This window comes from Sphingomonas sp. Root241, assembly GCF_001428865.1.
Classification (GTDB): Bacteria; Pseudomonadota; Alphaproteobacteria; order Sphingomonadales; family Sphingomonadaceae; genus Sphingomonas.
On the sequence record NZ_LMIV01000001.1, the window covers coordinates 474278 to 497785 of the forward strand.

The window sequence follows — 23508 nt, forward strand, 5'->3', positions numbered from 1 at the left end:
TGCTCAGCCGCAGCCTCATCCTTTCCCGGAAGCCCACCGCACATGAAATCGTTCCTGATGTACTGCAGTGCAGCCACGGTTGCGCTCGCCGCCGCCTCGATCCCCGCAGCCGCGCAGCAGGTCGCCGCGAGCGCTTCCGCCGCAAAGCCGGTGCCGGTGGCCGAGCTCGTCAAGCGCGTCGACATTCCCTTTGAGGAATTCACGCTCAAGAACGGCCTGCGCGTCATCGTCCACACCGATCGCAAGGCGCCGGTCGTCGCGGTGTCGACTTGGTACGATGTCGGATCGAAGCACGAGCCGCAGGGCAAGACCGGTTTCGCGCATTTGTTCGAGCATCTGATGTTCAACGGTTCGGAAAACGCGCCCGGCGACTTCTTCGAGCCCCTGAAGCAGGTCGGCGCGACCGATTTCAACGGCACCACCAGCTTCGACCGTACCAATTATTTCGAGACGATCCCCCGCCCGGCGCTCGATCGTGCGCTGTTCCTCGAGAGCGATCGCATGGGCTATCTGCTCGGCGCGATCACCCAGGACGTGCTCGACGAGCAGCGTGGCGTTGTCCAGAACGAAAAGCGCCAGGGCGACAACCAGCCTTATGGCCTCGTCTACTACAAGGTGCTCGAGGAGCTGCTGGCGGGCAGCCCCTATGGCCATAACGTGATCGGATCGATGGCCGATCTCGACGCGGCGAGCCTCGACGACGTCAAGAACTGGTTCCGCTCGCATTACGGCCCGAACAACGCCGTGCTGGTGCTCGCCGGCGACGTCGACGCGAAGGAAGCCCGGCCGCTGGTCGAGAAATATTTCGGCACAATCCCCGCGGGTCCGAAAAGCGTGCTGCCCAAGGTCGAGGTGCCGACGCTGCCGCAGTCCAAGACCGTGGTGATGAAGGACCGCGTCGCCGCGACGATGATCCTGCGCACCTGGGCGGTGCCCGGCCTGAACGACCCGGAGTCGGTGGCGCTCGACGTGTTCGGCGACGTGCTCGGCGGCCTCGCCAGCTCGCGGCTCGACAATGCGCTGGTGCGCAAGGACAAGGTCGCGGTCCAGGTCTCGGCCGGCATCCAGTCGATGTCGCAGCTCGGCATCTTCCAGGTCCAGGCGATCGTGAAGCCCGGCGTCGATGCCAATCTCGTGGCCAAGCGGCTCGATGAGATCGTCGCCGATCTGATCGCGAACGGCCCGACCGCGGACGAAGTCCAGCGCGTCGCCACCACTGCGGTCTCGGGCCGCATCTCGGGCCTGGAATCGGTCGGCGGCTTCGGCGGCAAGGCCGTCGCATTGGCCTCGGGCGAGCTCTATTCGGACGACCCCGCCTTCTTCAAGAAGCAGCTCGAAGAGACTGCCCGCGTCACCCCGGCGCAGGTGCAGGCCGCCGGCAGGAAGTGGCTCAGCCGCCCATCGCTGACGATCATGGTCGAGCCCGGCCAGCGCGAGGCCTATCAGGAAGCGCAGGCCGTCCCCGCCGCAGTCAAGCCGGCCGAAGGCGCGGCCAAGGCCGAGCCGGTCAAGGGCACCCGCGGCGCATTGCCGGGCGTCTCGCAGATCGGCGATCTCGACTTCCCGGACGTGTCGCGGAGCAAGCTCTCGAACGGCGTCGAGATCGTCTATGCCAACCGCACTGCGGTGCCGGTCACTCAGGTGGTGATGAGCTTCGACGCCGGCGTCGCCGCCGATCCGGCGAACAAGCTCGGCACGCAGAACCTGGTTCTGTCGCTGCTCGATGAAGGCACGACCACCAAGGATTCGATCGCCATCGCCGAGGCACGCGAGCGGCTGGGGGCCAGCATCGGCACCGGCAGCTCGTCGGACCGCACCTATTTGTCGGTGGCCGCGCCGAGCCCCAACCTGCCGGGCGCACTCGACCTGTTCGCCGATGTGGTGCGCAACCCTGCGTTCGCGCCGGACGAAATCGAGCGCATCCGCGCCACCCAGCTCACCGGAATCGCGCAGGAGCTCACCAGTCCGCAGGGCCTCGCCAGCCGCGCACTGCCGCCGCTGATCTATGGCCCAGGCAATCCTTATGTGAAGTTGGCCGCCGGTTCGGGCGATCCGGCGGCGGTCAAGTCGCTCACCCGTGACGATCTGCTCGCTTTCTATCGGGCGTGGATCCGGCCCGACAAGGCGAAGATCTTCGTGGTCAGCGATCGGCCGCTCGCCGAGGTAAAGGCGGCGCTCGAGGCGCGCTTCGGCAACTGGAAGGGCGTGGGGGCTGCCGGGGTCAAGGCGTTCACCGTCGCGCCGAAGCAGGTCGCCCCGAAGATCGTGCTGATCGACCGGCCGGATTCACCCCAGTCGCTGATCCTCGCCGGGCAGATGACTCAGCTCGATCCGTCGAGCGAATTGCTGACCCAGGTCACTGCCAATCAGGTGCTCGGCTCGGGCTTCCTGTCGCGGATCAACATGGAACTGCGCGAGAACAAGCATTGGTCCTATGGCGCGCGCGGCGGCTATGACTGGCTCGAAAAGGCGGTGCCCTACACGATCAGCGCGCCCGTCCAGGCCGACAAGACGGGGGAATCGATCAAGGCGATCCAGCAGCAGGTCGGCGATTTCCTGTCGACGAAGGGCGTCACCGATGCCGAGCTGATTCGCGAGATCAACGGCACCACCCGCGAGCTGGCCGGGCGATTCGAGACCTCCGGCGCGGTGCTCTCGGCGATGCAGCAGAACGACCTGCGCAAGCGCCCGGACAATTTCTACGACACCGTCACGCAAAAATATCGGAGCATGACCGTCGCGCAGCTTGACGCTGCGGCACGCGCGGCTTTGGACCCGAAGAAGTTCGTCTGGGTGGTCGTGGGCGATGCCGCGAAGGTCAAGCCGCAGCTTGACAGCCTCGGCCTGCCTGTCGAGGTGGTCCCCACAGCGTCGGTAGCGGGCTCTACCGCTGCCGCCGCGTCGAAGTAATTTCGGGATCAGGAGAGACGATATGGCGAATGTCGATGGCAGCTGGAACACGGTGACCAAGTCGCCGATGGGCGACCAGCAGGCAGTGCTCACGGTGCAGAGCGCGGGCGACAGCTTCACCGGAAATTTCTCGGGCGGCCTCGGCACCACCGACATCAAGGACGGCAAGGTCGATGGCGACACGCTGAACTTCTCGCTCGACATCACCGTGCCGATGCCGATGACGCTCACCGTCGAGGCGACCGTCGATGGCGACAACCTCAACGGCACCGTCACCGCGGGTGCGTTCGGCAGCTTCCCGATCACGGGCACGCGCGGCTGAGGTTTCGCTTGGAGTGAAAGAAAAGGGGCTCGCTTCCGAAAGGAGGCGGGCCCTTTTCTTTTGGGGTGATCGCTAACCAAAATCGTCACCCCGGCCTTGTGCCGGGGTCCACTATGCCGCTGGCGAGGCCCTCACACCTCGAGCCCTTCGCTCGGGTGCCCGGTGGATCCCGGCACAAGGCCGGGATGACGGCTAGCTATCCCGCGCGAGCTGCCGCCTCACCCGCGTCACATGCCCCATCTTCCTGCCCGGCCGGGCATTACCCTTGCCATAGAGATGCAGATGCGCCGCCGGTTCGGCGAGCAGCTCCGCCCATTGGTCGGCATCGCTGCCGATCAGGTTGATCATCTCGACATGGCTGCCGGTGAGCGCTGTGGAGCCCAGCGGCAGGCCGCAGATCGCGCGGATATGGTTCTCGAACTGCGAGGTCTCGGCGCCTTCGATCGTCCAGTGCCCCGAATTGTGCACCCGCGGCGCCATCTCGTTGAACACGGGGCCATCGTCGGTCGCGAAGAATTCGAGCGTCAGTACGCCGACATGACCGAGCGCCTCCGCGACGCGTCCGGCGAGCGTGGCGGCTTCGGTCCAATGCCGCGCGATCTCGGCGGGGGCGGGGAGCGAGGAACGGGCGAGGATTCCCTCCTTGTGTTCGTTCCATGGCGGCGGATAGCTGGTCAGCGCGCCGTCGAGCCCGCGCACCGTGATGATCGAGAATTCGTGGCTGAACTGCACGAACCCCTCGAGGATCGCCGGCCGCTCGCCGATTTCGGCCCAGGCCGCCTCGGCCTCGGCGGCGTCGCGGATGCGCACTTGGCCCTTGCCGTCATAGCCCAATCGCAGCGTCTTGAGGATCGCCGGTGCGCCGATCTGGTCGACGGCTGTCTCCAATTCTTCGAGCGTCGAGACCGGCGCCCAGGGTGCGGTCCGCCCGCCCAGCGCGCCGACGAAAGCCTTTTCGCGCGCACGGTCCTGCGCGATCGACAGGCTCTGCGGGCCGGGCCGCACCGGCACCTTGCCCGACAGATATTCGACCGGTCCGATCGCGATATTCTCGAACTCGTAGGTCACCACGTCGGTCTGGCCGGCAACTTCGTCGAGCACGATGCGGCTGTGATAATCTGCCCGGGTGTAGCTGGACGCGGTCTGCGCGGCGACGCTTTCGGCATCGGGTGCGAGGACGTGGGTGCGGTAGCCGAGCTGCGCCGCGGCGACCGCGAGCATCCGCCCGAGCTGGCCGCCACCGAGAATGCCGATGATCGATCCGGGAGGCAGCGCAGTCATTCCGGGTCGGTCGCCACGTTCTCGGTCTGCGCCGCGCGCCACGCCTTGAGCCGCGCCGCGAGCGCCTCGTCCGAAGTCGCGAGGATCGCCGCCGCCAGCAGCCCCGCATTGATCGCGCCGGGCTTGCCGATCGCCAGCGTGCCGACGGGCACGCCGCCGGGCATCTGGACGATCGAATAGAGGCTGTCGACGCCCTTCAGCGCCTTGGACTCGACCGGTACCCCGAGCACCGGCAGATGCGTCATCGAAGCTGCCATGCCCGGCAGGTGCGCCGCGCCGCCCGCGCCGGCGATCACCACCTTGAGCCCGCGATCGGCGGCCGTGTTGGCGTAATCGTAGAGCCGCTGCGGGGTGCGGTGCGCCGAGACGACCCCGGTCTCGTGCGGCACGCCGAGTTCGTCGAGCACGCGCGCGGCATGGCGCATCGTCTCCCAATCGGAAGTGCTGCCCATGATGATGCCGACTAGAGGTGCGTCCGACATGCCTGCCCCGTCTTCAGGAAGCGTGGGTTGTTAGAGGGGAGGGAACAACAAGACAATCCTCCCCGGGACGGGGAGGGGGGCCATGCGCAGCATGGTGGAGGGGGCTCTCCGCCACGGACTCCCTTGCGACACTCCCCCTCCACCACTCGCTACGCGAGCGGTCCCCCTCCCCGTTCCGGGGAGGATCTGATTATCGCTCGCTCAGATAATAGCGGTCGGTCGCCGTCAGCCCCTCGTCCAGCTCGTAGACGATCGGCTGGCCCGTCGGGATCTCGAGATTGACGATCTCCTCGTCCGGGATCCCCGACAGATGCTTGACCAAGGCCCGCAGCGAATTGCCGTGTGCCGAGATCAGCACGCGCTTGCCCGCGCGGATCTCGGGCGCGATCCGCTCTTCCCAATACGGCAGAACCCGCGCGATCGTGTCCTTCAGGCTCTCGGTCTGCGGGATCGGCACGCCGTGATAGCGCAGGTCCTTCGCCAGGTCCCAGGGCGAACCCTCCTCGGGCAGCGGCGGCGGGATGTCGAAGCTGCGGCGCCAGATCTTGACCTGCTCGTCGCCGTGCAGCGCCGCGGTCTCGGCTTTGTTGAGCCCGGTGAGCCCGCCATAATGGCGCTCGTTCAATTTCCAGCTCTTCTCGGTCGGCAGCCACAGCCGCCCCATCGCCTCGAGCGAAAGGTTCAGCGTCTTGATTGCTCTGGACTGGAAGCTGGTGAAGGTCAGGTCGAAATCGAGCCCCTTTTCCTTCATCAGCTCGCCCGCCGCCCAGGCTTCCTTGACGCCCAGCTCGGTCAGGTCGACGTCCCACCAACCGGTGAAGCGGTTCTCGAGATTCCAGGCCGACTGGCCGTGGCGGATCAGGACGAGCTTGGGCATGGGGCCTCCTTGCAACACTTTGCGCAGGTCCTTAGCGACTGCGGCGGCGCGAACAAGCGGGAGACAGCCAATGGCGATCGTTCGGCAGACCCTGGTCTATGACGGCCCCGGCGGTCCGTTCGAGGGCGTGGCGGCATGGGACGATGCAGTCGCGGGGCCGCACCCCTGCGTGCTCGTATTGCCCAATGTGCTGGGCCAGAAGGAGGCGGATAACCTCAAAGCCGATGCGCTGGCCGGTCTGGGCTATGTCGCGCTCGCCGCCGATCTGTTCGGGCAGGGCAAGCGCACCACGCTGCAGGTCGAAGACCGCAGCCGCTACATGGACGAACTGAACGCCGATCGCGCGTTGCTCCGCGATCGCCTGGCGGTCTCCCTCGCGGCGCTCACTGGACTGCCTCAGGCGGACCCTGACAAGGCCGCCGCGATCGGCTTCTGCTTCGGCGGCAAATGCGTGCTCGACATGGCGCGCGCCGGGCTCGGCATTCGCGGCGGTATTTCCTTCCACGGCGTGTACGACCCACCCGAACATGCCGGCGTATCGCCGATCACGGCGAAATTGCTGATCTGCCACGGCTGGGACGATCCGATCTCGCCGCCCGAGGCGACGGTCGCACTTGCCGAGGAACTCACGACGCGCGGCGCCGACTGGCAGCTCCATGTCTATGGCCATGCCGGCCATGCCTTCACCGATGTCGGCAGGGCGGGTCCGGGCAATATCGCTTACGAACCGCGTGCCGATCGCCGCAGCTGGCAGGCGATGGCGGACTTCCTCGCGGAGTTGTTTCGCTAGGCGCCATCTCGCTGCGGTCACTGGCTGAGCCGTCTAGTCGTCCACCGCACCACCGCGACGTTCAACCATGCGAAGAGGCTCGCCCGAACATCGGCCGTGAGCGGCCGTTCCGCTATCGGCTCATCTGCAGTCGATGGGAGGTAGGCTTCCGAGCATAGGGAGCTTTCGTGATACGCGTGCGGACATGGTCGACTTGATCAACCGCCGCGCTCGGTGGCGAGCCGCAACAGCCGTCCATTGCTGGCATCTTCTAGGAGCCACAACGCACCGTCCGGAGCGACCATGACGGCGCGAATGCGCGCGCCCATGTCCCAGCGCTCGGCCTCCCGCGCGGCCGTACCGGTGAAGGCGATGCGGATCAGCGCCGTCGATGCGAGGCCGCCGATGAACGCCGAGCCGCGCCACTGCGGGAACATGTTGCCACGGTAGAAAGCAAGGCCAGCGGGCGCGATGACCGGATCCCAATAGAGCGCGGGTTCATGGAAGTCGGGGCGGGTGGGGTGCCTGGCGATCGGCGTGCCGTCGTAATTCTTGCCGTACGACACCAGCGGCCAGCCGTAATTGCTGCCCGGCTCGATCAGGTTGAGCTCGTCGCCGCCCTGCGGACCCATCTCGGTTTCCCACAGCCGCCCCTCGGAATCGAAGGCGAGACCATAGGGATTGCGGTGGCCGGTCGACCAAGTTTCGGCGGGCGTCAAATTGGGGCTGGGGATCGCGACCTGGCGCGCCTTCGCCTTGGCGGCGGCGCCGGTATTTTCGGGCGGATCGATCACGCCGATCGTGGTCGATCCGGTCTTGCCCGCGCCGGGATTGCCCGGCGCGGGCTTGCCGTCGAGCGTGAGCCGCAAGATCTTGCCCAGCGCCTGATCTGGGTCCTGCGCCGGATCGAAGCGCTGGCGCTCGCCCGAGGTGAGGAACAGATATTGCCCGTCGGGCGAGAAGGCGATGTACCCGCCGAACTGTCCGCCCGCGCCACGCGGCAGCTGGCGCCAGATCACTCGCAGGTTTTGCAGCACCGGTCCGCCCGCCGCCGTGGCGAGCGTCGCCTTTGCGAGCGCCAGGCCGTCGCCGCCCTCGCCCGGCTCGGAATAAGTGAGATAGATTTGTCGATCCTGCGCGAACGCGGGTGAAGTGGCGACGAACAGCAGGCCGCCTTGCCCTTCGTAATGTACGGTGGGGACGCCGCCGATTTCGGTCTTGCCGCCCGCTGGCGTGACCAGCCAGAGATACCCGGTCTTTTCGGTCACCAGCATCGTCCGGTCGGGCAGGAAGGCAAGCGCCCAAGGCATGTCGAACGTCGCGACAGGCGTCGTCTTGAACGGCTTGTTCGCACTGGGCTTCGACGCGCCGTAATTGACCGGCGGCGAGGCCTTTTCGGCCTTGGGTGCCGGGTCATTGGCGGACGAGCCGCACCCCGCCAGCGAGAGCAGGACAAGACCGGTCAGGGCAGGACGCAACATCGAGGATCCTTCGGCAGGAGTGGAGGACGTACCCGGCAGACGCGATCAGGCCAACGCGGCATCCGGCAGCGCCCGGATCGGTTCGTTCCACAAGGTTAACCCGGATATCACTGCGGCGATCACCGCCAGCACCTTACCCAGCGTTATCCACCTGCGCCGGACTGCCGCAGATTCCGCAGCGCGCGCCTCGGCTTTCGCACTCGCTGCGACTGTGTTCATATTATCAGATGGGCGATGACTCTGGCTCATAATGTCTTCCACCACCTGCCGCGCAGACCGTCAAGCAATCGCCAATAGAGTTCTTGCGCCGGCCGCTGAGCCTCCGGCGGTCGCGGATGGCGAGCCCGGAGGGCCGTCATTCGATCAGCTTTGCGCGGAACGGCAGCCAACGACCCAATCGGTCCGTCGAGGCGATACGCGAAAGCGGTCTTCCCGCCGCATTCAGGCGAACGCGCTCTTGGGAATATGCGTGATGCGGCACGCGAGATCGGCCTCGCCCGACGCGACGACATAGTGGTCGCCGACATCCGCGATCCCGGTCGTGAACACCACGTCCCGGACATACATCTTGTCCTCGATCGGGCGGGTGAGATCAGGCGCCGCTTCCAGTAGCGGCCGATGCTCGGTCCGTAACACCTTCGCCGGGTCGTCCCGATCCAGGATCGACCAATAGGTGCGATAGATGCCGACGATCTCCTTGGGCTCGACACCATGCCAGAGCGTCAGCCAGCCCTGATCGGTGAGGATCGGCGGCGTGCCGCCGCCCATGCGTGCGGTGGCGATCGTTGCGGCGTGCGGTCGAATGCCGGGCTCGCGATGCGGCTTCCAGTGCAGCGCGTCGGGCGAAGTGGCGAGGTTGATCGCAGGGCCGGCGCGCCATTCGCTGCCCGGCGGATAGGCGAAATAGAGATCGCCGAGCGGCCGGGTCTGCGCCCAGAACTTGCCGCCGATCAGCCCCTCGAAGATCAGCATGTCCTTGTTCTGGTGATCGAGCACCACGTCCTCGAAGGCGAAGTCGAGGCCGTTCCGGGAGCTGTACAAGGTAGTGGAATGGCGCTCGGGGCTGACCGAGCAGGTCGTCATCAGCCAGCGATCGCCGACTTTCGACACCCGCGCGTCCTCCACGCCATAGCATTGGAAGCTGCCCTGCGGCGCGATCGCCTTGTCATAGTGCACCGCGACGACCTCGAGTCCGTCGGGTGTCAGTTCGACCGGCAGGATCCACGACAGAGAGGTGAGGGCCATCACCTTCCAGCGTCCACCCCGGATCAGGAACTTCCGCGGATCGGAGGTATCGACGAGCTCTAGCGGCCAGGCATCGAGCACGAACTTGCCTTCGTGCCATCGGATCGCGTGGATGTGCCCGTCGAATATCGGCTGGCGCAAAGCCTCGGCGACGCGGACGAAGATCGCGAGATTGCCGTTGGGCAGCCGGGTCAGCCCCGGATTGAAGGCGCCGAGCACATAGGTGTCGGCGTCCAATTGCCCGGCCAATGGCGAGCGCCACAGGTCTACGTCGTCGGGGCCGAAGACCAGTCGATCGACGGGGAAACCGCTCATTCGGCGATGCGGGGCTCCACCCGCATCGTGGAGACGACGGTGCGCCGCGGCTGCGTGAGCATGAAGTGGGCGGCGGCGGCGATGTCCTCGGCGCGGAGCATCTTCGCCTCGGCGATCATCGCGCGCTGCTTGTCGACCGGAATGTCGGGAAGCTGCATGTCGGTGCCGACCAGCCCGGGCTCGATGATTCCGACCTTGATGTCCTTCTTCGCGAGCTCCTTGCGCAGCGCGTCGGCAAAGGCCTCAACCCCGGTCTTGGTCGCGGTGTAGACCGTCGAGCTGGCCTCGCGGGAGACCGCGGACATCGAGCCGATGATGACGATGTCGCTGCCCGCCTCGAGATGATCGAGCGCACGACGGCCGGTGGTGAGGAAGGAAGTCAGGTTGGTGTCGACGAGGTAGCGGATGTTCTCGACCTCGGCCTCTTCGAGCGCGCCGATCGGCAGGCCGGCGTTGAGCACGAGGATGTCGAGACCGCCCAGAAAGCGCACCCCTTCCTCGACGAAACGGTCGATATCCTCCTGGCGAGTAAGATCGATGTTGATTCCGTCGCCTTCGCCCACTTCGCGGATGCGCGCTAGCGCGTCGTCGAGATGCTCGGGGGTGCGCCCGCAGACGAAGACTTTGGCGCCCTCGCTCGCGAGCAGGATGGCGATCGCCCGGCCGATGCCGGTGGTGCCGCCGGTGATCAGCACGCGCTTGCCGGAAAGCCCCGGCTGCTCGGTATGCGCATCGGACAAGTCGCGGACGGGCGGTTCGGCAAGGTCGGTCATATGCTCTCCTTTGCAGTCGTTACGCCGTGTGCCGCCGTCGGTTCCCTCACCAGGCGAGGGTGATGCGGCTATCGGCCGGAACGCGGTATTCGATGCGATCGGCGGTGCTGTGGCGCGGACGAATCCGGTCGCCATCGGCAGTAGTCACCGTGAAGCTCGGCAATTTGGCGCGACCGATGCGAATCAGGCTCAGGCTCGCCTCCCGGCCCTCGCCGCCGCCCAACTGGAAGCTCAGCGCGCGCTCCGACGGACGTTCGCTGGCGAGCAGGAAATGATCGCAGAACATCCTGAAAGGCGCGTCGCGAACGCTATGGAAACAGCGGCTGGCGAACACGAACGCCGCGCCGGCGCCGTATATCTCCTGCCCGACCTGCCCGGCCTGCTGGCCGTCGACATAGAGATCCTCGACGGGGAAGGAGAGCTTGCGGTCGACATGGCCGTTTTTCTCGCGCTGTTCGGGCGAAACCGCTTCTTCGGGCAGCGCATCGGGATAATAGAACCAGGCCCGATCGAGCGCATGCCGGCAATATTCGCTGAGCAGTAGCCGCACCGCGGGATCGAGGTCGGGGCCGCTGTCCTTCAGATAGCGTTCGAACGCGGCGAAGCTGTCGAAGCATTCGTACATCGCCATATAAGGTGCGTCGTGGAGCGCAGTGACGCCCAGGAAATTGTGATAATGCCGGGCGTGCCCGATCTCGGACTCCCACATCACGGTATTGTGGAAGAAGCTCGCCAGATAGACATAGCTCTGGCGCAGATACTTCTCATGATCGGTGATCCGCCATAGCCGCATGCAGGCCGCGGCGCCCCACGCAGTCAGATTGGCCTGATAGTTGAGCTCGAAGCGCATCCCCTCGGCCGCGTCGATCGCGGTACGGGCTTCGTCGAGATAGCGCTTGTCATCGGTCAGCTCGAACGCCTGGAGCATGACATAGGCGTAGATGCCGCCGACATCGGTCTGGCCGAGCCCCTGGTCGTCGCGGGCTTCGGTGATCACCCGAAAGTCGCGAATATCGTACTGGATCGGCCATTTATAGTTGAAATGGTGGGCGGCCCTGATGCCGAAATCGACCGATTTCTCGAACAGCCGTCTCGTCTGCCTGTCGCCTTCGAGCGCGAGGCGGCCGAGCATCGTTAGCGGATGATAGAGATACCAGCTGTCGACGGCGTTCTTGTCCTTGTCCTTGCCGACATTGGGGAGATAGCGCCGGATCGTACCGAGCCTGGGATCGTAGAATTTGCCGAGCCCGGCGGCGAGCTCTGCGCCGATCGGCGTCTTGGCGCCCGACCAGGCCTCATAGTCGCGGATCGCGGCGAGCACCGAGAGCTGGACCATCGAATCCGGATATTCCGCCGCGGTATAAGGGTGGACATAGCGATGGCCGTAATGGCGTATCGTCGCCTTGGGCGAGCCGGCGAGGTCCTTGAGCGACCGTTCGGCCCGATCGACCCAGTCGTGGAATTCGGTGTCGGGCGCGTCGATATGCCGCAATATCGTGCCCATCAGCGCCAGATAGCGGCGCGCCATGTCGCGCTCGTCGCCATCGACTTCGTCATGAAAGGCGAGCAGCGCGTCCGACAGCAGTATCTCGCGCCCTGCCGGCAAGGGGTCTACCGGCGGCGTTCCCTGTTGGGGTGGCGTGGGTAGCAGATAGCCGATCTCGGGCCAGACTCCGCCGACCGCGCCGTCGGGCTTGGTGCCGGTTTCCTGGAAATACGGATTCAGCGCAGTCAGGTTCTGGAAATAGAGCACACTGCCGAATTCGGGTTCATCGAGCCGGAAATAGATCGCTCCGGTATTGAGCCCGCGCTGCGCCGCCTCGACGGTGCCGCGCGCGCCGAGGGGATCGTCCTGGACATCGAGCGGATAGAGATCGCGCGGTACGAACGAAGTCAGCAGGGGCGCCGACGGCTCGATGCTCGTCGTCACGCGCAGCACCGGAATGGCCCCCTCGTGAAGCGCGATCGCGATCCGATGGACGCCAAGGCCGCTCTCGACTTCGATCCGCGCCGCCTCACCGGCGTCTTTCCGGACGAGGCGCGCGTCGCGATAGCCCGCCGGCAGGAATGCCGCGCGCATGGCGAGGCCGCCTCGGCCTTTCCGACGGACGATCACCCAGATTGCGTCATGGCCGGCACAGAGCGCGATCGCGCGGGATCCGAGCGTGAACGCGCCCAGTTCGCGCATCGTGCCGTCGCGCAACTGTTCGCGCAGCAGCATGATCCCTGGCGTCACCCCCGCGATCGTGTCGGGGGCCGCCGCGAGCTTTCGGGTAACGGCGTCCATGGCTTCAGGCGGGCTGGAGGTTCAGCGTGCGCGGTCCGGCCGGCGGCAGGCCCGCGCTGTTCTCCTGCGCGAGCAGCTCCTCGACCTTGCGATGGTTCGCCTTCGGCAAGGCAATTGTGTCAGTATGCTCCTGATCCGGCATGGAAATTCTCCCTGTAAATGTCGTGCATTGCAAAACGTCCCCGGCATGCGAGTTCCCCTGCGCGCTATTCGCAGGCGATATCATTCATGGCCGGGTGCGAACCTCCGAGCGATTGTGCAGCCCTCGGCTTGGTAGAGGCGTCCCAGCCATATTGGACACTGGCCAGGGCCGAGCGGCAGTCCTGCGCGCATTCGCGGCACATCGCGGCGCAGAGCCGGCAATGTTCGTGGTCATGCCGCTCGCATTCCTCGGCACACGCCTCGCAGGCATGCGCGCAGAGCTCGATCATGGCGCGCAGGATCATCGCATTCCGGCCGGTCTGGCGGACCATCAGCCGCGACGCCGTCTGGCAGATGTCGGCGCAGTCGAGGCAGAGGCGGATGCATTGGCGCATGCCCATCGCTTCCGCCGAGCAGGAATCGGCGCAGGAGGTGCACATCTGCGCGCAGAACATCGCGTGGCGCGCGGCGAGGGCGAGCGCTTCGTTGACGCCGCCATCGGCGTCGGGATGCAGCGCCAGCATCGTCGAGATCGACATCAGGCGTTTCCGCGCTTGCGGCGGGTCTCCCAGCCCTTCTTCCGGCCGACGCCGCGATCCGCATAGCCTTCGATATGCCCGGCCTTGCGCTTCTGCTTGTCGGTGTAACTGCTCTTGTCACCTTGCGGCACGGATCGTCTCCACGGTCGGTTCGACACGCGTTGAACTGTCAATTCGGACGCGGGTTCCGGCACGCGGCTTGTACTTAACCTACTTTAAGTAAAGACTTCTTTTTAGCCGACTCGACCCGGGCACCGGTCGAAGGTACGGAACGACGGCGGCTGCACATCGTTCAAGCGGGAACTCCGAAAAGAGGATTCCGGGCATGGCCGAAACGATCGACCCCACGCGCGCGGACGATGCGCCGCTCAGCACTTCGAAACGGGAAGCCGCGGCTGTCGATGCCGCGACCGAGGCATTGATCGACAAGCCGGGGCAGGGCGACGCGGACACGCTGGTCGGCCGTACCGTCACGATCAACCGACCCCGCGCCGAGCTGTTCGCCTATTGGCGCGACTTCGCCAATCTCGCGACCTTCATGGACAATGTCGAACGCGTCGAAATGCTCGACGAACGGCGAGCGCACTGGGTGGTCAAGGCACCTGCCGGCAAGACGGTCGAGTGGATCGCGGCGGTTACCGAGGAGAAGGATGGGGAATTCATCGCCTGGGCCTCGGAAGCCGGCGCCGATGTTCCCAACAGCGGTCGGGTCGATTTTCGCGACGCGCAGGCCGGACGCGGCACGATCGTCACCGCAACGATCCTCTATGATCCGCCCGGTGGTACGATCGGCAAGCTGATCGCCAAGATGTTCCAGCGCGAGCCTGCCATCCAGGCGCGACGCGACCTCAGGCGCTTCAAGCAGCTCATGGAAACCGGCGAGATCGCCACGGGCGCGCGCAACCGTCGCCTGCAGGAAGAGGGGAAGAACTGATGCGCGCTTTGGCCTGGCACGGAAAGCACGACGTGCGCGTCGACACGGTCGACGATCCCGAGATCCTCAATCCGCGCGACGCGATCATCAAGGTCACTTCGACTGCGATCTGCGGATCGGACCTGCATCTCTATGACGGCTATATCCCGACGATGATGGCGGGCGACATCCTCGGCCATGAATTCATGGGCGAAGTGGTCGAGACCGGGCCGAAGTCGACGCTCGAAAAGGGTCAGCGCGTCGTGGTGCCGTTCACGATCGCGTGCGGTGCCTGCTATCATTGCGGCAAGCACCAATATTCGGCGTGCGACAACGGACTGCCCGCCGACAACCAGGACATCGGGCAGGCGCTGTACGGTCAGCCGATGTCGGGCCTGTTCGGCTACAGCCACATGACCGGCGGCTATTCGGGCGGGCAGGCCGAATATGTCCGGGTGCCCTTCAGCGACGTGGGGCCGATCGTGGTTCCCGACGGAGTCGAGGACGAGAAGGTGCTGTTCCTCTCGGATATCCTGCCCACCGGCTGGATGGCGGCGGAGAATGCCGGGATCGAGCCGGGCGACACCGTGGCGGTATGGGGCTGCGGCCCGGTCGGGCTGTTCTCGATCCAGTCGGCGTTCCTGATGGGTGCCGAACGCGTGATCGCGATCGACCATTTCCCGCGCCGCCTGGAACTGGCGAAGCGGTTCGGCGCCGAGACGATCAACTTCGAGGAGAGCGCCACCTATGAGGCGCTGATGGAGATGACCGGCGGGATCGGCCCCGATGCGGTAATCGACGCGGTCGGCCTCGAGGCGCACGGCTTCTTCGTCGACAACGTCATCGACCAAGTCAAGGCGTCGACCTTCCTCGGCACCGATCGTATCCATTCGATCCGCCAGGCGATCCTCGCCTGCCGCAAGGGTGGGCGGGTCTCGATGCCGGCGGTCTATGGCGGGTTCGTCGACAAGTTCCCGCTGGGCGCCTTCATGGAGAAGGGGCTGACGCTCCAGACCGGCCAGACGCATGTCCAGCACTACATGCCCGGGCTGCTCAATGCGATCCTGGAGGGAAAGATCGATACGACCTTCCTGATCAGCCACACGCTGCCGCTCGAGGAGGCGCCCAAGGGCTACAAGATGTTCCACGACAACCAGAACGACGTGACCAAGGTCGTGCTCAAGCCCGGCCTGGCGCTCGCGGCGGAGTAAGCGGAATGGCCGACAAGCTTGCAATCGTCACCGGCGCATCGACCGGGATCGGCTTTGAACTGGCGACGCTGGCGGCGAAGGAGGGGTACGACCTGATCGTCGTCGCCGACGAGGCCCTGATCGATGCGGCCGCCGCCGACTTCAAGCAGTTCGGCACCGAGGTGCGATCGGTGCAGGCCGATCTCGCGACGATCGACGGAGTCGATACGCTGCTCGCGGCGGCGGGCAGCCGGGCGATCGACCTGCTCGCCGCGAATGCAGGCATCGGCAAAGGTGGCCCATTCCTCGAACAGGAAGTGGCGAGCTGGCGGCATTCGATCGACACCAACGTCACCGGCACTGTCTACCTGCTGCAGAAGGTGCTCCGGAACATGGTCGCGCGAGGGCAGGGCAAGGTGCTGGTGACCGGCTCGATCGTCGGTTACATCCCGGGCAGCTTCAACGCGGTGTACAACGCGACCAAGGCATTCATCGACAATTTCACCGAGGCGCTGCGCAACGAGCTCAAGGACGTCGAGGGCGTCATGCTCACCACGCTGATGCCGGGGGCGACGGATACCGAGTTCTTCGCGCGTGCCGACATGCTCGACACCCAAGTCGGGCAGGACGACGGCAAGGCCGATCCCGCCAAGGTCGCCAGGGACGGCTGGGACGCGCTGATGGCCGGCAAGGGGCACCTCGTCTCGGGACTTTCGAACAAGCTGCAGGTGGCGGCGTCGGGTATCGTGCCGCAATCGGTCCTCGCCCAGATGCATCGCGGCATGGCCGAACGGGGAAGCGGCGAGGAATAATGCGACGGCTCGGCGAAAATGGTCGCACACAGGGCGGCCCGGCACCCGGAGGTCACGGCAATGGCGCGATTCAGGGCTGCGTCTGGAGCGGGCAGATCCCGGATGCCGACGTCAATCGCTATCGCGGCGCCTGGACCGGAAGTGCCTTCCGGCACGCCATCTTTGCGTAGGCTAACCAATCCACATGTTGGTGACGCCAGCATGATTCATGCCCGCAGATTGCGCGGCTTCCGTATCCGACGCCGTTGCTCTCTGGCAGGTTCTGCCGGTCTGCCGGTTCTGGGCGGTCCTGGCATGGATCATATCTTTAACTACGCCGTAGGTCAGGCGATGCCCGACCGTCGTCGTGGCGAGCGGGTGAATATCGGACTGATGATCTTCGGGCCTGACGGCATCGATCTTCGCATCAGCGAGACGCGGAAGCTCGTGGCGCTCGCGACGGGGTCGTGGGATGGCGGCATCGATGCGTTCGAGTCGATGATCAGGTCCGTCGACGATCCGTCGCTGCCCGCGCAGGAGCGGATGGATCGTAACGGGCTGGAGGTGGATTTCGCTCAGCTGAATGGCCCAGTTCCATGTCGCTGCGGTCCTCGACCTGCGCGCCAACAGTCCGCGGCTGGCCCAAGCTGCCCTGAAGGCGGTCGTGCTGGATCGTGCCCAAGCGGTGATCCCGGATTTCAAGGTGCAGAAGATCGGCGTGTTTGCCACTGCGCCCGCGCGTCTCGGCGAGCTCCACGACAACCTAGCCATTCTGCGGCCGTACGCCGACGAGTTGGTCAACTGGGGGGGGGGCCGTCCGAGGAGCTGAAGCGCATCTTCTTCGATGCTACAACTCCCAAGCGCTCGAAATCATCCAGTCGATGGACGCGATCGAGACCGCCTTGGCCCATGAGGACAAGAATGCCGTCCGGGCGGCTTACAACCGCACTGATTATTGGGACGAACGCGTCGAGATGATGCAGTGGTGGTCGGACCGGCTGGACGCGCTTAAGGCGTCAGCAAATTGAGCCAAACCGTTTGGGGCCAGCCGATTTCAGCGCCCCCAAATTGGCCCCCCAAGCCTCGCGGTTAGAGTCAAATACAGGCGAACCGCCATGGATGGCCAATCCACGTTTTTCGCTATTTTCTTGAGGCTTAGCCCCATCCGCGAATATCGCAGGATAGGGTTATGGTCAGAAGAGGACTGGGAGCACCCAGTCAAAGCACTGTATTTGAGTGATATTTTACCCTAGGCGGCGTAGATACCAACACAAGTACCAACAGGTGCTTGGAACTATTTAGTCCATTCTGGTGCGCGGCTGCATAGCGATTGCGCCTCGTCATATGTCCCAGCATTAAGGACCGTGAAAACCGCGGAGATACGAAGATTACCACATTCGGCTTTCCAATACCAAAAATCCCCGGGAGAAATCTCTGGATCTAAGCTAGCAATCTATAATCGCAGCGAGATTTGGTGAGCAGGTTTCGCCTACCCCACACTTTTCCCCACATCAGGTCAGCGATGCCATGGATTGCGCTGGCACGAATGACCGCCTTAGCCCCGAGATTGAGCTATTCCGATCCGGAACATCTTACCCCGATAGCAGGGGTCGCTTATCCGAGGTTCGCGGCCCTGCGCGAGAGTGACGTCGTCAGACCGCGCTGCGGCTCGCCCGCTGGCGGCAACTGCACGACGCCCGCGCGGACGTGGGCGAGGACCGCATCCAGCGCGAGATAATCGAGTTGCGCCCCGGGGGAGGCTATGCTGCGGCGCTAGAAGCGCGGCGGGCTGCACATCTCGGCGCACAGGCGATACGGGCCCCAAATGACGCGACCACACTCACCCCGTGGCTTACTCAGCATGTTGCCTAATCCGTAGGGCGCCAGCTGATACAGACGACCCGTGTCCAGCGACAGCTGGGAACAGGTCAGTCCTCAACCAGCGCTTCTAGAATCTCTTCCGCCGACACAGCCTTCACGTATTCAACGCCCAGCGCTTTGAAATGCGCCTCACCACACCGGATCTTGGCCTCTTCATCATCACGGAGCGTGGTGAAATCGCTCTTCGACTCCGAGACGAGGTGCATCCTGGAGGCGATGGCGGCCACGGCCCAGTCGGGGTTGTAGCGGCCAAGCGGCGTGTCGATCTTGAAGTCGGGCGGGAGCTTGGCGAACACGCCAACTGGCTCCGCTTTGTCCAGCGTCTCCGCGATTGGCCGCTCGATGGTCTTTGAATCGACTCGAACATGAGTCATCGGACTGCGATCCACGGGCACGAGGTCATCGGCGTCCGCCTCAAACGGCTCGAACAGAATCTGCTCGAAGTGCTCGCCCGTCTTTTCGTAGGTGATGCCTCGTGTGAGCACGTCCCGCCGAGCTAGAGTGATCGCCTTGTGCGTTAGCTCGACGAACGCGGACGGATTATCCTTGGCCCAATTAAGCCGGTCGGACTGGATCAGAATCTGGGCGATGATCTTGCGCGGCAGGTTGGTGCGTGCCGCTAATTCGGATAGGATGTCCGGCATTGAGCCAGTGAAGCCGCCGATGTGCCGGGGCGCCGCAATCGTGCCCTTCTTCGTATCGACCCCGTCGCGCGCGATGATCAGTTCCGCGCTTGCCCAGGTGACGCGGGCGGTCGCCGGGTCGGGCATTTTTTGGAGATATTCGACCGCCTTCGCGATCAGATTTTCGTCAGTGAAATCGAGACGATAGCGCGTGCGTGCCGACACCTTCGCCCACAGGTCACGGAATGCATCGGAGGCGATCAACTCCTCGCGCCGCTCCACGAGGACCCTGCTCTCGCTGTTGTGGATCAGGTTCGCCGTAAGCCGCTCGGCCAGGGCTGTCACGGCTATCCTGGCCTCCGGGGAAAGCGTCTGCGGTAAAGGTACATTCTTCGCAGCGACCGCCTCGCGCATGGCGTCGGTGACCCGGCCGAGCCCATCGACCAGCCCAGCTTCCTCCCAGCCCGCGAATACGGCACGGGCTTCCTGCACGCCCAGCACTTGCGGTTCGTTCGCCCCAGCAACCGGGTAGTAGAGCTTGGCGAGCACCTCCACGCTGGCGCGGCCGAACGGGCGCTTGGTTTCCTTCTCGAGCTCGGTCTGCAGCTCATCGGCAAAGGTCGCGTAATCCGTGTCGGCGATAACGGTGAGACGCGCGATCCCTTCGTCTCGCCGGCGCAATCCATGATCGTCCACTGGAAGGCGCAGCCCGCGACCGATCGATTGGCGCCGCGAACGCTCGCTACCCATCTCGCGCAGCGCGCAGATCTGGAAGACGTTGGGGTTGTCCCAGCCCTCGCGCAGCGCCGAATGGCTGAACAGGAAGCGCAAGGGGACCGCCTCATCGAGGAGCTTTTCCTTATCGCGCATGATCAGGTCGAAGGTGCGTTCCTCAACCTTGTCGTCACCGGTGCTCATCGAGAATTCCTTGTCCTCGAATGGCGTCACCGAATGCTTGTCCTGGCTGAAATAGCCGCCGTGCGCTGCCGCTGCGTCGGGCGGCGTCGTGACGAACAGCGTCTTGAACTCGGGCCGCGCGGCCAGCTTGCGGTATTCGCGCTCGAAGACCTCGGCGAGCGGCCCCTTCTTCGGGCCCTCGTCGGTATAGATGCGGTAGTCCGCAACCGAGGGCACGAAAAACAACGACAGCGTTTTAATGCCGAGCGGGCGGTTGCGAAGCTCGGTGCGGAAATGATGTTCGATCGTGCGTGCGATCATCGCCGCAGCCAGACTGTCGCCGGTATCGTCGCCGAACGTCTCACCGCGGCTCATCGTGCAAATGTCGCCTGGCAGCATCAGCTGCATCGTCTTCGCACCGGCATCGAGGTGGCCGACCTCAAGGCCGGCGTAGAGCGCGCGCCCCCCGGACAGCTCCTCGAGCGTGTCGCCTTCGTGCGCCCAGACCTGCTCGGCTTTCGGCCCGGCACCGAACTGCTTGTGTATCCCGATCCGCGCGCGCGGCGCGTGGCCCTTGCGTGCTTCGACGTCGATCAGCCGGACGAAAGAGCTGTTCGTCGCATCGCGGATGCTGGCGCCATCGACCCAGATCCGCTTGACCAATCCCAGCTGAAAGGCGTCAAAGGCGTCGAGCCGATAGAGTGTGTGCACCACGTTCACCGGCGTCGCAGTATATTTGAACATGGCGAGGGGGTTCATGGCGGCGAGCGCCTTGCGACCAGCGCCCTTCAACCCGCCCTCGACCGATTGCGGCTCGTCGACGATCAGGATCGGCCGTGTCTTCGCGACCCACTCGGCCGCGGCCTGGTCGCCCAGCGCTTCCTGGTTAGGGTCGTAGAAGACATTATTCGCGCTGTTGATCGACTGAATGGTGACGATCATGACCTGGATGTCGGCGGCGGTTGCGAACTCGCGCACGCGGCCCAGCTTGCCACGGTCGTAGACAAAGTCCTTCAACCGCACGCCGTCGAACTGGCTCGCGAAATGCTCGCGGGTCTGCTCGATCGACTTCTTGACGCCCTCGCGGATCGCGACCGACGGGACCACGATCACGAACTTGGTGAAGCCGTGGCGGCGGTTCAGCTCGATGATCGTGCGGAGGTAGACGTAGGTTTTGCCCGTGCCGGTCTCCATCTCGATGGTGAAGTCCGCACCGCCGAAGGCTGCGTCCGGCTCCAGAGCGTTCGCCTGCTGAGCCGCCTGGATATGAGGAAGCCAGTCGTCGCCCTCCAACGAGCAGACGTTACCGATGCCTACGCCCTTTTCCGCCAGCTCCATCTGACCGGCGATCTCCAGCGGAGCGACGGTGAAGGTAGCCTGCGAGCCGGCAGTGGCATCGCCGAACACGCCAATCGCCGCGTCGATGGCGGCGCGCTGGTGGGGCAGGTCGCTTTCGAAGACGAACTTCATCAGATGGCGCCCAGCTTCTCGATCGCCTCGTCGCCCAATCGCTGGCGAAGCGTCGCTGCGAGGTTGGCCCGCGCTTCAGCGGCACGGTTGCCGCCGGCGTCGAAGCCACTGTCCTTGAAAAAGAAGGTTGTTGGCGCTGCCGGGGCTAGTGTCTTGAGCCAATCGGCGATACCGTCGCCCAGTTCGCGTGCTTTGCCCGCCGGAATGTCAGCAAGGCAGGCGATCAGCGTGCCGCCGCCTAGCGAGTGAACAGTCAACCCCGCGATCGTCCGCATCTCACTTGGCAACGCTAGGTCGATGCCGGTCTTGAGCAGGAGCTCAACGAGGAGATCATCTTCGGTTCTCCCCAGCAGAACGTTGCTGGTTGCTCCGATCAGGTCGGCGGCAAGGTCCACGCCGGGCTGCCACGGCTTTAGATTGGAGGTGGTTAGCTTATAGACACGAAAGCCGGTATCGACCTCAGCGCCAGCAGCATCCCCCTTCACCTTCGCACCGGCGCGGCGCAGGCGTTCCTTAGTCAGCTCGGCAATATTGCTCGGCTTCCCCAATTTATCGAGAAAATTACGGGCAGGCAGTGTTTTCGGATTACTAGTTTCAATAACCTGAGGAAACTGCACCATGATAAAGCGGCGCTGACCATTATCAGAAGCATTTTTCAACATCAAAGCGTGCGCTGTAGAACCAGACCCAGCAAAGAAATCTAAAACGATATCATTCTTTCCTCCCGCACCTATCTGTAAAAGATGTGACAACATCTTAGTTGGTTTAGGATTAGGGAAGACTTTCGGTCCGAGAAGCTCCTCTAGCTCTTGCGTTCCGTCTCGATTCCGACCGTGAGTTTTCTCTGCCATGAGGCTGCGAGGAGTAACGCCGTCGAGCGACTCCCAAGTTCGGGTGTATACGCGCCACTCACCGTCACGGTCTTTCAAGAAGGTTAATTCATCTCGACGGGTCTCAACAGCCTCCTTTCCCCACCGCCAGATTGTCGTCGGGTTGTCAGCGTTCGGCTGAGGAGGAGAGATGGGGGATCCATCAGGAGCATTGATCTCGAAGTCCATCGAAGAGTTATAAGTCAAACTAGTCTTATCAAGTCTCTCTAAATAATACCTACGCCCATTTTCGGATCGGTTATACTTAGCGGTCATTGCCGGGCTCTCATGCAGAATATTGGCTATTCCCGCGCGCGATTGGTCTTTGGCAAAAACCGCGATGTATTCATGCTCTGCAGCGATATGATCGCTGTCGTCACCGCCGCCAGCTTTTCTCTTCCAAACAAGTGTTCCGATATGCGCGTCTTCGCCAAACAACTCGGCCCCTACGAGGGCGATACGCTCATACTCGTAGTCGTCCACACTAATCATCAATATGCCATCGTCTCTCAGCAAATCTCGCGCTAGCATGAGACGTGGATACATCATGGTGAGCCAGTCAGCGTGGAAACGGCCGCTAGTATCCTTGTTACTCATCAGCCGCGCACCCTCTGCGCCGCGCTGACCGGTAAGCTTTTCATAATTCGAGAGACTGTCCGCGTAATTGTCCGGATATACGAAGTCTTTGCCGGTATTATACGGCGGGTCGATATAGATCAGCTTGATCTTCCCCGCATAGCTCTTGCGCAACAGCTTAAGCACTTCGAGGTTGTCGCCTTCGATGACGATGTTTTTCGTCGTATCCCAATCCTTGCTGTCCTCCTTCGCCGGGCGCAGCGTCCCCAAGCTGGGGGTCAACGCGTAGGCGCGGGCGCGGGCCTTGCCCTTCCAGTTGAGGCCATAGCGCTCAGCGCCTTCCTCCACCGAGTCGCCGAGCAACTGGCGCAGCACGTCGAAGTCGACCTTTCCGTCGGTGACGATCGACGGGAACAGCGCCTTGAGGGCTGCGATGTTCTCTCCGACCACATCGCCGCTGTGCGCCGCCGAATCTTCGCGGGTGATGCGGGGACTGGGGTTGGTCTCGTCAGCCATCTACTTGCTCTTCTTTTCGTTGTTTTTGAGCCACGCCGACACGAGCGGATGGCCCATATTGATGACGCCGGTCGGCAGCAGCACCCTGTCGCCGATTAGCTTTTTCAGCGCATCACGCCGAAGCGCGAGTTTCTTCGGAGCCGACAGGCCGAGCGCCGGCAGCACCGTGTCGCGGTTGATGTTCTGGGCTACGGCCATGCGGTGCTTTCGCAGCACCTTTCCGCCGACGATGGTGCCGGCAACGGTTATCGTAGGTTCTACCGGCGGGCGAGGCAGCCGCGCGGACTTTCGCTCACCTGTCGATCCGACCCGTTCCCTGATCGAGAAATCGGGGTCAAACGACCACGCTCGTCCCGGGCC

At 64.2% G+C, this 23508-nt stretch carries 19 protein-coding genes and 1 pseudogene; 8 read left to right on the top strand and 12 right to left on the bottom strand.

The genetic code is table 11. The features are described from left to right. The first annotated feature begins 57 nt into the window (after positions 1 to 57). Both ASE13_RS02375 and ASE13_RS02380 read left to right on the top strand, forming a co-directional pair. Entirely contained in the window at positions 58 to 2910 is a 2853-nt protein-coding gene (locus ASE13_RS02375; protein ID WP_235536815.1) for a M16 family metallopeptidase, read from the top strand. 22 nt (positions 2911 to 2932) lie between these two features. Continuing rightward, positions 2933 to 3232 carry a hypothetical protein gene (locus ASE13_RS02380; protein ID WP_056610902.1) on the top strand — a complete coding sequence of 100 codons (300 nt, stop codon included), beginning with the start codon at positions 2933 to 2935 and terminating at the stop codon, positions 3230 to 3232. 192 nt (positions 3233 to 3424) lie between these two features. Here ASE13_RS02380 and ASE13_RS02385 read toward each other — a convergent pair whose 3' ends face one another. The 3 genes from ASE13_RS02385 to gpmA form a co-directional block, all read right to left on the bottom strand. Continuing rightward, positions 3425 to 4513 (bottom strand): 5-(carboxyamino)imidazole ribonucleotide synthase, encoded by a 1089-nt coding sequence (locus ASE13_RS02385; RefSeq protein WP_056610905.1) that lies wholly within the window; start codon positions 4511 to 4513, stop codon positions 3425 to 3427. Beyond that, on the bottom strand, positions 4510 to 4995 hold the full coding sequence (gene purE, locus ASE13_RS02390; protein ID WP_056610908.1) for a 5-(carboxyamino)imidazole ribonucleotide mutase: 486 nt from the start codon (positions 4993 to 4995) through the stop codon (positions 4510 to 4512). The genes ASE13_RS02385 and purE overlap by 4 nt, the downstream gene beginning before the upstream one ends. A gap of 190 nt (positions 4996 to 5185) precedes the next feature. Beyond that, positions 5186 to 5872: a 2,3-diphosphoglycerate-dependent phosphoglycerate mutase gene (gene gpmA / locus ASE13_RS02395; protein ID WP_056610911.1), complete on the bottom strand. Its 687-nt coding sequence runs from the start codon at positions 5870 to 5872 to the stop codon at positions 5186 to 5188. 70 nt (positions 5873 to 5942) lie between these two features. On the opposite strand from gpmA, the gene ASE13_RS02400 reads away from it, so the two are divergent. Then, positions 5943 to 6662 (top strand): dienelactone hydrolase family protein, encoded by a 720-nt coding sequence (locus ASE13_RS02400; protein WP_056610914.1) that lies wholly within the window; start codon positions 5943 to 5945, stop codon positions 6660 to 6662. 197 nt (positions 6663 to 6859) lie between these two features. Here the strand turns inward: ASE13_RS02400 and ASE13_RS02405 are convergent, their stop codons facing one another. The 6 genes and pseudogenes from ASE13_RS02405 to ASE13_RS19120 all read right to left on the bottom strand — a co-directional run. After that, on the bottom strand, positions 6860 to 8122 hold the full coding sequence (locus ASE13_RS02405; protein ID WP_082596327.1) for a PQQ-dependent sugar dehydrogenase: 1263 nt from the start codon (positions 8120 to 8122) through the stop codon (positions 6860 to 6862). A gap of 441 nt (positions 8123 to 8563) precedes the next feature. Further along, positions 8564 to 9682: a glycosidase gene (locus ASE13_RS02415; RefSeq protein WP_056610919.1), complete on the bottom strand. Its 1119-nt coding sequence runs from the start codon at positions 9680 to 9682 to the stop codon at positions 8564 to 8566. Next, the gene (locus ASE13_RS02420) at positions 9679 to 10455 is read right to left on the bottom strand and encodes an SDR family oxidoreductase (protein ID WP_056610922.1); all 777 of its coding nucleotides are present in this window, start codon (positions 10453 to 10455) and stop codon (positions 9679 to 9681) included. The genes ASE13_RS02415 and ASE13_RS02420 overlap by 4 nt, the downstream gene beginning before the upstream one ends. A 46-nt stretch (positions 10456 to 10501) precedes the next feature. Continuing rightward, positions 10502 to 12742, bottom strand: coding sequence for a hypothetical protein (locus ASE13_RS02425; protein WP_056610926.1), 2241 nt, complete (start codon positions 12740 to 12742; stop codon positions 10502 to 10504). 206 nt (positions 12743 to 12948) lie between these two features. Then, positions 12949 to 13422, bottom strand: a complete 474-nt coding sequence (locus ASE13_RS02430) for a four-helix bundle copper-binding protein (RefSeq protein WP_082596328.1) — start codon at positions 13420 to 13422, stop codon at positions 12949 to 12951. A 14-nt stretch (positions 13423 to 13436) separates the two neighbouring features. Continuing rightward, positions 13437 to 13553, bottom strand: a pseudogene (locus ASE13_RS19120) (plasmid stabilization protein); the annotation flags it as partial. A gap of 194 nt (positions 13554 to 13747) precedes the next feature. Between ASE13_RS19120 and ASE13_RS02435 the strand changes: the two are divergent. The 5 genes from ASE13_RS02435 to ASE13_RS19645 all read left to right on the top strand — a co-directional run bounded on the left by ASE13_RS02435 (position 13748) and on the right by ASE13_RS19645 (position 17344). After that, a complete protein-coding gene (locus tag ASE13_RS02435) occupies positions 13748 to 14356 on the top strand; it encodes an SRPBCC family protein (RefSeq protein ID WP_056610929.1) in 609 nt (202 codons plus the stop codon). Beyond that, complete coding sequence (locus ASE13_RS02440) at positions 14356 to 15546, top strand: zinc-dependent alcohol dehydrogenase (RefSeq protein WP_056610932.1); 1191 nt, start codon at positions 14356 to 14358, stop codon at positions 15544 to 15546. Before ASE13_RS02435 ends, ASE13_RS02440 begins: the two co-directional genes overlap by 1 nt. A gap of 5 nt (positions 15547 to 15551) precedes the next feature. Further along, positions 15552 to 16337, top strand: a complete 786-nt coding sequence (locus ASE13_RS02445; protein WP_056610935.1) for an SDR family NAD(P)-dependent oxidoreductase — start codon at positions 15552 to 15554, stop codon at positions 16335 to 16337. Between the two features lie 562 nt (positions 16338 to 16899). Next, a complete protein-coding gene (locus ASE13_RS02450; protein ID WP_056610937.1) occupies positions 16900 to 17145 on the top strand; it encodes a hypothetical protein in 246 nt (81 codons plus the stop codon). A 52-nt stretch (positions 17146 to 17197) separates the two neighbouring features. After that, complete coding sequence (locus ASE13_RS19645; protein WP_200955551.1) at positions 17198 to 17344, top strand: hypothetical protein; 147 nt, start codon at positions 17198 to 17200, stop codon at positions 17342 to 17344. A gap of 900 nt (positions 17345 to 18244) precedes the next feature. On the opposite strand, the gene ASE13_RS02455 is transcribed toward ASE13_RS19645, so the two are convergent. The 3 genes from ASE13_RS02455 to ASE13_RS02465 are packed head-to-tail and all read right to left on the bottom strand — an operon-like array spanning position 18245 to position 23346. Further along, on the bottom strand, positions 18245 to 21187 hold the full coding sequence (locus ASE13_RS02455; protein WP_056610940.1) for a DEAD/DEAH box helicase family protein: 2943 nt from the start codon (positions 21185 to 21187) through the stop codon (positions 18245 to 18247). After that, a complete protein-coding gene (locus tag ASE13_RS02460) occupies positions 21187 to 23148 on the bottom strand; it encodes a site-specific DNA-methyltransferase (protein ID WP_056610942.1) in 1962 nt (653 codons plus the stop codon). Before ASE13_RS02460 ends, ASE13_RS02455 begins: the two co-directional genes overlap by 1 nt. After that, a complete protein-coding gene (locus ASE13_RS02465) occupies positions 23149 to 23346 on the bottom strand; it encodes a hypothetical protein (protein ID WP_056610946.1) in 198 nt (65 codons plus the stop codon). Positions 23347 to 23508 lie beyond the last annotated feature (162 nt).